The following is a 13435-nucleotide window of genomic DNA, read 5'->3' as shown; positions in this document are numbered from 1 at the left end:
CCCGGTTCGCGGGATCAGTCCCACTCGACGGCGGGGCTCTCCTTGGCGAGGTTCATCGACGGGGTTCCCAGAGACGGGGCGAACAGCACCGAGCACGTGCCGGTGGCGCCACCCTTCGTGCACTGGGCGCTCACCTCGACCGAGCCGATGTAGCTCGCCGTCACCAGAGTGGGGATGTCGTAGCTCAGCTCGGGCACGAGGGCGTCCATGGTGGCACGGGTCTCTGCCGACAACGTACGAGTGATCGTGCCGTCGGTGAGCTGGGTACCGTCGCTCAGGGTCTGCGGAATCGTGAGACCGCAGCCGGCGTCGAGGGTGGTCGATGCGACGCACTCATTGATCGCGGTCGAGACGGCCTGCCGGAACTCCGCTGCGGCCGCATCGGTGAGGGTCGGCTTCATGCCGGTCGTATCGGAGTACTCACTCGATTCGGTGACCAGCACGACGGTCTCGCCTTCGAGGGTGAAGCCCTCGACACCGACGGCGAACTCGTATGCGCCCGGCAGGGCGTCGACGAAGTCCATATCGCCTTCGACCGGGATCCCGTTGATCGTCGGCTCGAGGCCGGCGAGTTGCGAGACACCCAACTGTCCGGTGCCGCCCGAGATCTGCCATCCGGAGTCGGCGTCGTACTTGTACATCGAGAGCTCGGTCGAGACCGCCGTGTCACCGATCGTGTACGTGACGGGCACGGTGGTCGAGAATTCACTCCCGTCGGGCTTGCCGATGGTGATGTCGGTGAGCGGTGCGAGCTTCTGCGAGGCGGCGAGGGCCTCGTCGGTGAGCAGTGGTCCCGAGACGGTCGCGTCCAGATAGGAGAGCGCCGTCTCGGCGTCGCCGTCGGCGATGGCCGTGAGGTAACTCTCGGCCGCCCCCTCAGCCTTGTCGCCACCGCCCCGCACGGCGGGGACGACGACGGCGAAGACGACGATCGCGATCAGTACGAGCAGCAGCACGACGCCGCCGGCGACGATCGCCATGATGGCGCCCGGGCCGAGGCCCTCCCGAGGGGGAGGCGGTGCGTCGACAGGCGGTGTCGCGTAGGGGAGCGGTGCGCCGACCTCATCGCGTACGGGTGAGGAGTCGGCCCCCGCCGTTACTGCCTCGGAATCAGTGAGTTGAGGCTCGTCGCCCCGGGAATTCTCGGTCATGTTCCCCCTTCGGCCGCCCAGTCTATGAGAGCGAACGACCCGGTCTGTGCACCTTGCGGAATATGCGAGATCCCCCGCACGGTGGATACGCCGGTCCGTGGCATCCGACAGTCTTGACCAGTGGACCTCGACCTTCTGAGCGGAGCTGCCCTCACCGGCCCCGCCCTCCTCGGCGCACTCGCGCTGCTGGCGCTCGTCGACTCGACGAGTTTCGGCACCCTGCTCATCCCGACCTGGCTGTTGCTCGCGCCGGGCAAGCTGCGGCCGGGCCGCATCCTCCTGTACCTCGCCACGGTCGCGGGCTTCTACCTCGTGGTCGGCGTGGTGCTGCTCACCATCGCCGCGACGGTACTGCCGCAGCTCATGGAGCTTTCGGTGACCCCCGCGTTCCTCTGGGTGCAGCTCGTGCTCGGCGCCGCCATGCTCGCCGGCTCCTTCTTCATCGGCGGAAAACGCAAGCGATCCGGTCCCGGCCGATTCGCGCGGTGGCGTGAGCGTGCGGTCACCGATGTCGCCGACGAGGCCGGAAGCGTGCTGCCGCTCATGGGGCTCGCCGTCGCGGCGGCCGCCGTCGAGGTCGCGTCGATGCTTCCGTACCTCGTCGGCATCGGTCTGTTGACGACATCGGAGTACGACGCCGGTACTCGGCTGCTGCTGCTCGCCGGCTATTGCATCGTGATGGTGCTGCCGGCCATCGTGCTGCTCGTGCTGCGACTCGGCGCCGCTCGGGCGATGGAGCGGCCCCTCGCGCGGTTCGGCGTGTGGATGGAGAAGAACGCCGCCGAGGCGACGGGTTGGATCGTCGGCATCCTCGGGTTCCTCCTGTTCCGGGCGGCGGCGGTCGATCTCGGACTGTTCAACTCGATCTTCTAGCGCCGTGTCGGCTTCTCGCGCCGTGTCGGCGGGTCGTGGTCGACTCGGGGCATGGGTTTCGACGCGCGGTTCCTGGGTGTGGAAGCGGCGATGCCGCGAGTCGGCGAAGCGGATGCCTCGGCGCCCGCCGATCCCGTCGCGGTCGTCGAGCTCGACTACCTGCATTTCACGGTCGTGCTCGACACCGCACGGCGTCTCGCCATGGTCACCGGCGTCAATGTCGACGGGGCTTCGCTCCTCGAGCTCCCACGCGCTGACGACTGGCAGCTCGACGAGCGCATTCCCGCGGACTGGCAGGCCGGGCCCGAGATCTATGCCCGCAACGACTTCGATCGCGGGCACCTCGTGCGCCGGCGCGACCCGGTGTGGGGCTCACCAGAGGTCGCGGCACGCGCGAACGCCGAGACATTCCGCTACCCGAATGCGGCGCCGCAGGCCTCGGGCTTCAACCAGTCGAAAGAGCTCTGGCTCGGCCTCGAAGACCACGTGCTCGAGCACGCCGAGGCGCACGGGCTGAAGCTCAGTGTGTTCACCGCGCCGGTGCTCGCTGCGGGCGACCCGCCCTATCGCGGCATCCGCGTGCCCCTTCAGTTCTGGAAGGTCGTCGCGTGGAACTCGGGCGGCGCGCTCGCGACGACGGCCTTCGTCGTCGACCAGGCGCCGCTCGTCGACACACGCGACGTCGTGGCGCCGACGCCGGGCGAGGCCCCGCCGCTCGGCCCGTTCCGCACCTTCCAGGTGCCGGTGTCGGATGTCGCGGGGTTGACGGGTCTCGTGATGCCCGAGCTCATCGCCGCCGACGTGCTGCCGCGCGCCGTCGCCGCTGCGGGGTGGCGGCGGCTCGAGGCATCCGACGACATCTGGCTCTGACGGGATTCGTTGGTCGAGTAGTGAGCGGAGCGAGCGTATCGAGACCTTGCGCGGGGGGTCGCGATACGCGTCCTCCTTCGTCGGGCGCTACTCGACCAGCGGGAGGGGGCGCGGGCGCTACTCGACCAGCGGTGAGGGGGCGCGGGCGCTACTCGACCAGCGGTGAGGGGGCGCCCGCGCGTCTCGCCTTGCGTGCGGCCTTCGTCGCGGCATCCGTCTCGGCCATCGACTCTTTCGCCTCGTCGAGGTCGCCGAGCAGAGGTCGGATCCAGAAGGAATTCGGGTTCGCGTCGACGAGCACCAGGCGCACGAGCAGTGTGAGCGGGATCGCGAGGATCGCGCCGATCGGCCCGATGATCACTGCCCAGAACAGCACCGAGAAGAACGTGATCGTCTGGCTGAGTGCGACGGCGTTGCCGACCACTTTCGGCTGGATGATCGACTGGATGACCGCGTTCACGAGGCCGTAGACGATGATCACGGCGATGACCATGGGCCAGCCGCCGACGAGTGCGCCGAAGATGATCGGCGGAATGATGGCGATGAAGTAGCCGATGTTCGGGATGAAGCTGCAGAGGAACGCGAGCAGACCCCAGATGAACGCGCCGGGCACGCCGATGATGATGAGCGCGAGCCAGTTGATGAAGCCCTGCGCAAGCCCGAGCACCGTGGTCACGACCATGTAGCGGCGTACATTCGACCCGTACCTCGTGAGCGCGGTCACGAGCAGCGGGCGGCGCGGCTGCAGTTGTCGCAAGAGGGTCGGCAGGTACCCGGCATCCGACGCCATGAGGATCAGCATCGTGAAGATGACCACGAGGCCCGATACCCACCCGGCGACGCCGCCGAGGAGGCCGCCGAAGAACGCGATGAGCGCCGACGGGTCGAAGTCGGCGAACAGCGCGTCGACCCCCTCGGCGCCGATGCCGAGCGAGCCGAGCCACGCGGCGAGATCGGCTCCCCACTGTTTGATCTCGTCGGTGAACTGGGGCAACAGGGTCGCGAACTGCCCGAATGCGACGAGTACGGCGTAGCCGAAGCCGACGAGCAGCACCGTCACCGCGGCGATGACCGAGCCGGTCGCGAGTCCGCGAGGCACTCCCCGCTTCTCGAGGGCGACGCGCAGCGGATGCACGCAGATCGTCAGCACGAGCGCGAGGAACACGGGCGCGACGATGCCGGCGATGCCGGCGAGGCCGAACGCGGCGAGGGCGGCCCCGCCGAGACCCATCAGGATGAACTCGTTGCGGTGCGCACCGGCCGGCGATTGCAGCGCGGCCGCGGTCTCGTCGGGGTCGTTGCTCGACGCCGCCTCGGGCCCAGATCGCTTTCTGTTCCACCACATGGGGACTCCGATCCGCGAGCCGCACGGCCGCGCCTGTCCTCACGATAGCGAGCAGGGCTCACGTTCGGGCGGATCTTTTCGAGAATCCGCCGCGCGAGTCTCAGCGGGGTGGCGTGGTCGCGACCGGCGAGAGCGAGGCGCTCCCGGGGTCGGCGAGGGTGAGCACGGCACGGCCGACATGCGGATGCCGCTCCAGCTCGTCTTCGATGCGGCGCAGTTCGATCGCGATATCCGCTTCGACTCGATCGCCCGCCAGGTCGACGGCGGCGATGAGGAACACCGTTTCGGGGCCCGTGTACTCGATGTGCAGGAACGTGATCCGGTCGATCTCGGGGCGCTCGAGCAGTTCGGCGAGCACGCCGTTGCGGGCCTCGTCGTCGATCGCCTCGCCGAGCAGGAACGCGCGGTTGCGGGCGATGAGCACGACCGCGACGACACCGAGCAGCACACCGATGCAGATCGACCCGAGGGCGTCGTACACGGGGGAGCCGGTGACCTGGTTCAACATGATGCCGAGGAACGCCAGCACGAGGCCGATGAGCGCCGAGGAGTCTTCGGCGAAGACCGCCCTGAGCGTCGGATTGGAGCTTCGCACGACGTGTTCGAGGGTGTTCAGATTATGGGTGCGCGCGTCGGTGCGCGCCTGCCGGAACGCACGCACGAAGGAGATGCCCTCGAGCACGAACGAGACGGCGAGCACCACGTACGCGACGGCGAAGTCCCTCGCCGGTTCTGGATCGAAGAGCTCGGTGATACCGTGCTGGATCGAGACCACGGATCCCGCGGTGAACAGTCCGAATGCCGCGAACATCGACCAGATGTACGCGTCTTTGCCATAGCCGAGCGGATGCCGCGCATCGGCGGGTTTGCGCGAGCGCCGCTCGGCGACGACGAGCAGCACCTCGTTGCCGGTGTCGGCCCAGGAGTGCGCCGCCTCGGCGACCATCGACGCGGAGCCCGTGATCGCTGCTGCGAACGACTTCGCGGTCGCGATGAGCGCGTTCGCGACGAGGGCGATGAGCACGGTGAGGAGGCTCTCGCCCGTTGCGTCGGTCTTCTTCTTCTTGATCACGCGGCACCTTCCCCGGCTTCGAGTCTGGCACTCGGCGCGTCGCGGCGCGACAGTCGGAGCAGGCGCGGCCGCCGCATCGGTCGCCGCGAACACGCAGGCGCATCGGTGTCGAGCGGTCTGGAGGGATACCGCTCGTGTGGTCCGTGCGGCTCAGTCGATCCAGACCACGATGCCGGTCATGTCGTGCAGAACGGCGGCGACGCCCGCACGAACCGCGGTGGCGCATCGCTCGGGCGTGAACGACGCCGCGTCGTAGGTCGACGAGGAGCCGTTGCCCTCGCCGCGGAAGGACGCGCCGGCCCAGTCCACGGCGGTCACGTTGTCGGTCGGTTCCGGGAGTTCAGCACCGACGACGAGGATCTGCTGATCGAGGTGGCTCGCACTGACGATGGTGAGCGGATCGATGAGGTCGTTGCCGACCGCGACGATGAGGTCGGAGTTCATCTCGATGGCCTCCACGATGCCGTCGACGTGGTGATCGTCTGCGTTCACGGTGCGCAGCTCGACGCCGTCCTCTGCGGCCCAGTCGCGCACCGCTTGCACGAGCGTCTGCGTCGGCCGATCGTCTCCGGCTGTGAGGAGGACCACTCGCATGCCCGAGGAGGCATGAACGTCGTCCCATGAACCCGGGGTCGGTGTGATCGTCGCCTCCGGACTCGGCGGCGTGTCAGGTGCGAAGCCCGGCGCGAGCATGCCCTCCGCCGTCGGGGCCGCGTGGTGCCCCGACCAATCGCTCGCGCAGCCGGTGAGCAGGCCGAGGGACAGAGTGGCGATGACGAGCGTCGAGATCGTCCGGTGTCGGCGGAGCAAGGAGGGACCGTCCTCGGGATCGGGCAGCGGGCGCAGGTTCCTCTACTCTGCGCCCTCGCCCCGTGTGCATACGAGGCGAGAGGTGGCTGTTTGCCCGTTGTTCTCCTTCGCTCTTCCCGTCGTTCACGGCTGCCGTCGACTCTTCTAGGATCCCCGTACCCAAGGAGTTCCATGTCGTCCCGTGCGCGTCGCGTCGTCTTCACCCTGCTCGCCGGAGCGGCGGCCCTCACGATCGGCGCGCTGACGACGGCACCCGCCGCCGCGCACGGATTCACCTCCGTGGTCTACGCCGATGTCACGTCGGCCGAGCCCGGTCACGTGCGCACGCAACTCCAGCTCGAGTACGACCTCCTCGTGGTCTCGGCGGCCGACGCCGAGGGCGACGATCCGCTCTTCCAGGACGGGACCGCGGCGTTCGAGAGCGGTGAAGGCCCCGCCATGGCGGACGCGCTCGACGCGCACATCGACACCGTGCTCGCCTACGTGAACGAAAGATACGTCGTGACCTCGGGCGGGGATGCCTGTCCGGCCGCGCTGGCCGGCGACATCCAGATGACCGAGCAGCAGGACGCGCCCTATGTCGAGCTCGCGCTCGACAGCGCATGTGCGACTCGGGGCGACGCGCACGTCGTGACCAGCACGCTGTTCGCCGACGCAGAGGGGTACGTCACCGGGACGAAGGTCGTGCTCACGTACGAGCTCGACGGACGCTCCGGCAGCGCTGCACTGGACACGGACCAGACCTCGTTCTCGACCGAGCAAAGCACCTGGGAGCGCTTCTGGGAGTTCTTCCACCTCGGCGCGGAGCACCTCCTCACCGGCATCGACCACATCCTGTTCCTGCTCGCCCTCATCGCCGGGTCGCGACGGCTGCGCGAGGTCGTTCTCGCCGCCACCGCATTCACGATCGCCCACTCGATCACGTTCATCCTCGCGGCGACCGGTGTCGTGTCGCTTCCGGCCTGGTTCGTCGAGCCGATCATCGCTCTGTCGATCGCGATCGTCGGAGCGTGGCACTTGTGGCAGCTCTGGCGGAGAGGGGATGCCGCGGCGGAGCTCTCCAAGGACAGCGGCCCGTTCGGCCTGGATCGCGCGGGCTGGCTTCGCATCGGTGTCGTCTTCATGTTCGGCCTCGTTCACGGGGTGGGATTCGCCGGTGCGCTGGGCATCGACGAGCCCTGGTCGTGGACCCTGCTGTGGTCGTTGCTCGTGTTCAACCTCGGTATCGAGGCCGTGCAGCTCGTCATCATCGCCATCCTGTTCCCCCTGCTGACGCTGCTGCGCCGGCGCGTGCCGCGCATCGGGCTCTGGGCGACGGGCGCCCTTGCGGTCAGCGTCTCGATCTTCGGACTCATCTGGTTCGGAGAACGGCTACTCGGGGTGTGACCTCGCCACTCTGGGAGCCCGCTGAGACTCTTCCCGGTTCCGCAATCCGCAGGACCCCCATTGTTCAGCCGGGGTTCACGCACCGGGCGAATGTTTGGCAAGTCCGGCTGTCAGCCGGTTCACCCCTCTCAAGAGAAGGACACATCCATGCCTCTCCCTCGTGCAGAAGTGCTTCACGCACGCGCACACACGCGGACATCGGCGCTGCGCCGAACGTCCTCGTGGCTCACGGTGGCCACGATCGGCACATCGCTCGCCCTCGGCGGCATCGCCGCCGCGCCGGCGATGGCCGCTGACACCGTGAACCTCACCGGCATCGTCCTGGGCGTCGGTGCCGACGAAGCGCAACGCATCGTCACGTGGTACTCCTCGGCCGACACCGCGCAGTCGGTGCAGGTCGCCCCGACTGCGTCGCTCGTCGACGGCGGATTCCCGGCAGATGCGAAGACCTACTCGGCGCTCGGATCCGCGAACATCGCGAGCAGCGGCGGCTACAACCGCCACGCCACGATCGACGGCCTCCAGGAGAACACGGCCTACTCCTATCGGGTCGGCTCTGCAGAAGACGGCTGGTCCGACACCACGGCGTTCACGACGCACTCCTTCAACGGCGAGTTCGACTTCCTCTTCTTCGGCGACCCGCAGATCGGATCGTCGGGCGACACGGCCAGGGACGGCGCCGGCTGGGCCAACACGCTGGATGTCTCGCTGGCCGCGAACCCGAACGCGGAGATCCTGGTCTCCGGCGGTGATCAGGTGGAGAGCGCCAACAACGAGAGCCAATGGGACGCGTTCCTGAGCTCGGACAAGCTGCGCCAGTACCCGTGGGCGGCCACGATCGGCAACCACGACGTGGGCGGAAAGGCGTACGAGCAGCACCTGTTCACACCGAACACCGATCGCACGGCGCCGTACTACGCCAACGGCCAGCCGACGTCGAACACGTCCGGCGGCGACTACTGGTACATGTACAAGGACGTGCTGTTCATCGACCTCAACAGCAACAGCTACTCCACGTCGAGCGGCGGTGGCGGCGATGCCGCGCACATCGAGTACGTCAGCGACGTGGTCGATGAGCACGGCGCCGACGCGAAGTACACCGTGCTGGTGTACCACCACGCGATCTACTCGGCCGCGGCGCACGCGAAGGACGGCGATGCCAAGGTGCGCCGCGTCGACTTCCCGACGGCGTTCTCCGACCTCGGCGTCGACCTCGTGCTGCAGGGCCACGACCACGTCTACACCCGCAGCTACGAGATCAAGAACGGCGTCAAGGCCAACCCCGACGAGCAGCCCGGCCAGGACGAGGTGTTTACCGGGCCCGGCGGCGTCGTCTACGTGACGGGCAACTCGGCATCCGGCTCGAAGTACTACGACATCACCAACCCCGACTCGACCGGCACGAGCGGCGCGGGCAATGGGGCCGACCCGCTGAACCCGAGCAGCTACTGGTACAACTCGGTGCAGAACCAGGAGCACGTGCCGAGCTACGTCAAGGTCCAGGTGAAGAACGACGCCCTTGTCGTGGAGAATCTCCGCAGCGGCACCTGCGAGGCGCCCAACGCCGCGGTCGAGCTCGGCAACGTCTCCTGGTGCGGTCCGGACAGCGGTGCCAGCGCGGCGCAGCCGGTGGGCTCCGTCGTCGACAAGGTGACCATCCGTCCGTACCACGGCGACGGGCAGGACGTGCAGGTCGACGTCCCGACGGCTGCGCCGGGCGAGTTCGGCTGGACGATCGACGGCCACAACGGCCTCGTCGACCTCGGCGCCGCCAAGGAGAAGGACGGCGAGTACTTCGAAGCCGCAGGCGAGATCAACCCGATCGCCGTCACGGACTCGCGTACGTCGCTCGCGCCGTGGTCGATCTCGGCCTCGTCGAGCGACTTCCACGACGGTGGCGTCACCTTCTCGGGCAAGTACCTCGGCTGGACGCCGAAGGTCGTCACGGCGGGTGCCGGAGCCGTCGCCGGTTCGTCCATCCAGTCGGGCTACACCGACGGCAACGGTCTGGCGAGCTCTCGCGTCCTCGGCTCTGCGACGCAGGGTCACGAGCGCGGTGAGGCGACGATCGGCGCCGACCTGGATCTGAAGATCCCACTCGAGGTCGCGAACGGCAGCTACCGCGCCACGCTGACCGTCACCGCTCTGGCCGGCTGACCGGCATAGGGCACACCGATGGTGTGGATGCCGCGTGGCATCCACACCATCGGATTTCGCACTCCACTCCCAGAGGATCCGCATGACCAGCGCCGCACTCGCATCGTCTCGCTCCTTCGTCCGCACCATCGCCGTCGCGATCATCGCCGGGCTCTCCCTGCTGTTGTCGCCCGCGCTCGGGGCGCACGCGGCCACCGACGATGTGACGTGGACGGTGCGCACAGCGTCCAACGCCTTCGGCGCCGATCGCACCAGCTACGCCTACACAGTCGACCCCGGCACGACCGTCGACGACGGTCTCGTCGTCGCCAACCGCGGCGAGACGCCTCTGGAGCTCGCCGTCTACTCGTCGGACGGCTACACGACCGACAGCGGTCAGTTCGACCTGCTCGTCTCGGGCGCGACATCAGTCGGTGTGGGTGTTTGGGTGCACGCCGGCACCGAGACCGTGACCGTCCCCGCAGGCGAGAGCGTGACCGTTCCCTTCACCGTCTCGGTGCCGGAGAACGCGACGCCGGGCGACTACGCGGGCGGCATCGTGACTTCGCTGGGTGCGCAGAAGGACACCGCGGGTATCAGCGTCGACCGCCGCCTCGGAATCCGCGTCGCTCTGCGCGTGGGCGGGGCGCTCGCGCCGGGCCTGGCCATCGAAGACCAGCACGTCGAGTGGAACGGCGGCCTCAGCCCACTCGCCACCGGCGACGCCACCTTGACCTACACAGTGCACAACACCGGCAACACGATCATCTCCGCTCAGCAGTCGGCCACGGCAGCCGGCCCATTCGGCCTTTTCGCGGTGGAGGCGGAGGCGGTCGACGCGCCGCCGCAGCTGCTGCCCGGTGAGACGTGGACGGTATCGGTGCCGATCCAGGGCGTGCCCGCAGTGTTCTGGCTCGCCGGAACGGCGACCGTCGTGCCTCTCGTCACCGACGCCTCCGGCTCCACCACCTCGATGGATGCCGTCAGCACGACCGCGATCGGATGGGCGGTCCCGTGGCTCCTCGTCATCATCGTGCTCGTCGTCGCCGCACTCATCGTCGTGGGTCTGCGCCTGCGCAAGGGCCGTGCGACAGCCGCGAAGGAGCGCGAAGACGCCCGCGTGCGAGAGGCCGTGGAGCAGGCGCTCGCCGCAGGCGAGGCCCCGGAGAAGGTCGCGGCGGCGGTCGAATAGCAGGAACCGCCGGTTTGCCGAGGGCGTCACCGACCGAGCGAGTCCTTGCTCGCCTGCGTTCGGCACCTCTGGCATCCGAGGACGCACGGTGCAACAGTTGAGCCATGGGCGAGGCCGCTGAGTCAGCCGGGCGCATCGACACCGATGTGCTCATCGTGGGGGCGGGCCCGAGCGGGCTCATGCTCGCGGTGTGCCTCGCGAAGCTCGGCGTCGAAGCGGTCGTCGTCGACGGCAAGCGCGGCCCGACCCGCGAGTCCCGTGCGCTCGGGGTGCAGGCGCGATCGATGGAGCTCTACGATCAGCTCGGGCTCGTCGATCGCGTGCTCGCAGAACGCTCCTCGGCGACGTTCGTCGTACCGGGGGCAGGGCGGGGGCGTCGGCCGTTCGGGCGGTTGCCGTTGCGGGCGTTCGGCGCCGGCATCACGCCGTACCCCGAGATCACGGTGTTCGAGCAGAGCCGAAACGAACGGCTGCTCGTCGATGCGCTCGCCGAACGCGGGCGCGAGGTGCGTTGGGGCCATCGACTCGAACGGCTCGAGGTCGCCGCACCGGGTCTCGATACGCTCGCTGCGCTCGCTACTCCAGCGGTACCCGAGCACCGCTGGTCGAGGAGCGCCCGACGAAGGAGGACGAGTATCGAGACCTCCGCAGCGGGCGTCACCGCGACCCTCGCCGGGCCGACGGGCGCCGTGACCGTGCGCGCCCGCTACTGCGTCGGCGCCGACGGGGCGCACTCGGTCGTGCGCGAGACGCTCGGCATCCCCTTCGAGGGGGTGACGAACGAGCACACCTTCTACGTTGCGGATGCCTCGGGCGTCACCGGTCTCGTCGACGGGGGGATCAACGTGCGCATCACGGCCGAGCACTTCCTGCTCGGCTTCCCGATGGGGCCGGGCCGCGCCCGCCTGCTCGGGGTCGTGCGTGATCGCGATCGAGACGAGCACGGCGAACTGTCGGAGTCGCTCGTGCGGGAGCTGGTCGACCGGGAGTTCGGCGTGCGGTACGAGGCATCCGCATGGTTCACGACCTACCGGCTGCACCACCGGCTCGCCGCGCGCTTTCGCGAGGGCCCGTGCTTCATCGTGGGCGATGCCGCGCACATCCACTCGCCGATCGGCGCGCAGGGCATGAACACCGGCCTGCAGGAAGCGCACAATCTCGCGTGCGCGCTCGCCGACGTCGTGGTCGGCGGCATGCCCGACGCGCGGCTCGACCGGTACGAGGCCGAGCGGCGGCCCGTCGGCGAGGTGCTCGTCGCGACGACCGACCGGGCGTTCGGCGTCGTGACGTCGGCGACACCGCTCGCGCGATTCGTGCGCGGGCGCATCGTGCCGCTCGTCGGGCCGTTGGTCATCCGGCTGCTGCCCCGTCTCATCGGTGGACGGCGGGTGTTCGGCTACGTCTCGCAGACCCGCATCCGCTACCCGGTACCGGATGCCGCGGGCACGCGACGGGACGCCCTCGTCGGTGTGCGGCTGCCGTGGACCGGCGACAACTTCGCCGCGCTCCGCTCGATGCGGTGGCAGGTGCACGGCTACGGGGTTCCCGAGCGTGCGGTGCGCCGCATCGCCGCCGAGCTCGGGGTCGAGGCGCACGTCTTCGCGCGCCACACGAGCGGGCCGCGCGACCGGCGGCTCCGCCGCGACCGCGTCTACCTCGTGCGCCGCGACGGGTTCGTCGTCGCCGAGGTGCTCTCGCCGGGCACGGGCAGTGCGCTCGACGCCGCTCGGGCGCGCCTCGCCGGCGCGTGAGGGGCGCCGGTCAACGCGCATCTCGGAGGGTGGCTGAGGAGACCTCGCCGACGCGAAGTCCGATTCACGCCGGATCCGGCGCCGCCGTCGCGCGATGCTCGAGTCAGACGACGACGAGAGCAGGACATGACGACCTTCACCGAGACCGACCCGCGCACCGCCGACGCCAGCCCAAGGGCCGGACGCCCAGGCGCGGACGCACCCGCCGGTGCCCACGCTGCGATCGACCCCGCGATCCTGTACTTCGGCACCCCCGTCGCGCTCCTCACCACGGTCGACGAGACCGGCCACGCGAACCTCGCGCCGATCTCATCCGTGTGGTGGCTCGGCCACACGGCGGTGCTCGGCATCGCGGCCCGATCGCAGACCGGGCGCAACCTCGTCGCAACACGGGAGGTCGTGATCAACCTGCCTTCCGTCACCGAGGTCGACATCGTCGACGCGCTCGCCCTCACGACCGGACGTGACCCGGTTTCCGAGCGCAAGGCGAGCGTCGGCTACCGGCATGTGCGCGACAAGTTCACCGAGGCCGGTGCGCACCCGATCGCCGCCGACGTCGTCGCCCCGCCTCGAGTGCTCGAATGCCCGGTGCACCTCGAGGGGAGGGTCACCGCGGTGCATCCGCTGCTCGGCAGTTCCGACCTCGCGTCTGCCGCCCTGCTGGCCGTGGAAGTCGACATCGTGCGCGTGCACGTGCACGAGGGTGTTCGCGCACCGGGCCATGCCAACCGCATCGATGCCGAGCGCTGGCGACCGCTCATGATGAGCTTCCAGCGGTTCTTCGGATTCGGCGACGAGGTGCGGCCTTCGCGCCTCGCGACGATCGACGAGGAGTGGTACCGCGGCTGA

Annotated in this window: 11 protein-coding genes; 7 read left to right on the top strand and 4 right to left on the bottom strand. The window is 69.1% G+C overall.

The window, feature by feature from the left end; genetic code table 11:
• Window positions 1-14: 14 nt before the first annotated feature.
• Complete coding sequence (locus AC1C2R_RS07840; protein ID WP_495379573.1) at window positions 15-1151, bottom strand: hypothetical protein; 1137 nt, start codon at window positions 1149-1151, stop codon at window positions 15-17.
• Between the two features lie 120 nt (window positions 1152-1271).
• Here AC1C2R_RS07840 and AC1C2R_RS07835 point away from each other — a divergent pair, with 120 nt between their 5' ends.
• The gene (locus AC1C2R_RS07835; protein WP_495379572.1) at window positions 1272-2024 is read left to right on the top strand and encodes a GAP family protein; all 753 of its coding nucleotides are present in this window, start codon (window positions 1272-1274) and stop codon (window positions 2022-2024) included.
• A gap of 51 nt (window positions 2025-2075) precedes the next feature.
• Window positions 2076-2894, top strand: a complete 819-nt coding sequence (locus tag AC1C2R_RS07830; protein WP_495379571.1) for a DNA/RNA non-specific endonuclease — start codon at window positions 2076-2078, stop codon at window positions 2892-2894.
• Window positions 2895-3042: 148 nt separating this feature from the next.
• On the opposite strand, the gene AC1C2R_RS07825 is transcribed toward AC1C2R_RS07830, so the two are convergent.
• The 3 genes from AC1C2R_RS07825 to AC1C2R_RS07815 form a co-directional block, all read right to left on the bottom strand.
• Window positions 3043-4239: an AI-2E family transporter gene (locus AC1C2R_RS07825; RefSeq protein ID WP_495351944.1), complete on the bottom strand. Its 1197-nt coding sequence runs from the start codon at window positions 4237-4239 to the stop codon at window positions 3043-3045.
• Window positions 4240-4339: 100 nt separating this feature from the next.
• Complete coding sequence (locus AC1C2R_RS07820) at window positions 4340-5311, bottom strand: cation diffusion facilitator family transporter (RefSeq protein ID WP_495351943.1); 972 nt, start codon at window positions 5309-5311, stop codon at window positions 4340-4342.
• Between the two features lie 150 nt (window positions 5312-5461).
• Window positions 5462-6121, bottom strand: a complete 660-nt coding sequence (locus AC1C2R_RS07815; RefSeq protein WP_495379570.1) for a type 1 periplasmic-binding domain-containing protein — start codon at window positions 6119-6121, stop codon at window positions 5462-5464.
• A gap of 171 nt (window positions 6122-6292) precedes the next feature.
• Here AC1C2R_RS07815 and AC1C2R_RS07810 point away from each other — a divergent pair, with 171 nt between their 5' ends.
• The 5 genes from AC1C2R_RS07810 to AC1C2R_RS07790 all read left to right on the top strand — a co-directional run bounded on the left by AC1C2R_RS07810 (window position 6293) and on the right by AC1C2R_RS07790 (window position 13435).
• Window positions 6293-7507, top strand: a complete 1215-nt coding sequence (locus AC1C2R_RS07810) for a HupE/UreJ family protein (protein WP_495351941.1) — start codon at window positions 6293-6295, stop codon at window positions 7505-7507.
• 147 nt (window positions 7508-7654) lie between these two features.
• Window positions 7655-9664: a purple acid phosphatase family protein gene (locus AC1C2R_RS07805; RefSeq protein WP_495379569.1), complete on the top strand. Its 2010-nt coding sequence runs from the start codon at window positions 7655-7657 to the stop codon at window positions 9662-9664.
• Window positions 9665-9746: 82 nt separating this feature from the next.
• Window positions 9747-10835 (top strand): WxL protein peptidoglycan domain-containing protein, encoded by a 1089-nt coding sequence (locus AC1C2R_RS07800; protein WP_495379568.1) that lies wholly within the window; start codon window positions 9747-9749, stop codon window positions 10833-10835.
• A gap of 104 nt (window positions 10836-10939) precedes the next feature.
• Window positions 10940-12586 (top strand): FAD-dependent monooxygenase, encoded by a 1647-nt coding sequence (locus tag AC1C2R_RS07795; RefSeq protein WP_495379567.1) that lies wholly within the window; start codon window positions 10940-10942, stop codon window positions 12584-12586.
• A gap of 126 nt (window positions 12587-12712) precedes the next feature.
• On the top strand, window positions 12713-13435 hold the full coding sequence (locus tag AC1C2R_RS07790) for a flavin reductase family protein (protein ID WP_495379566.1): 723 nt from the start codon (window positions 12713-12715) through the stop codon (window positions 13433-13435).

Source organism: Agromyces sp. Y182, from assembly GCF_059445385.1.
Note: the sequence above shows the minus strand (reverse complement) of the source record. Positions and strands in the feature narration are given on the sequence as shown.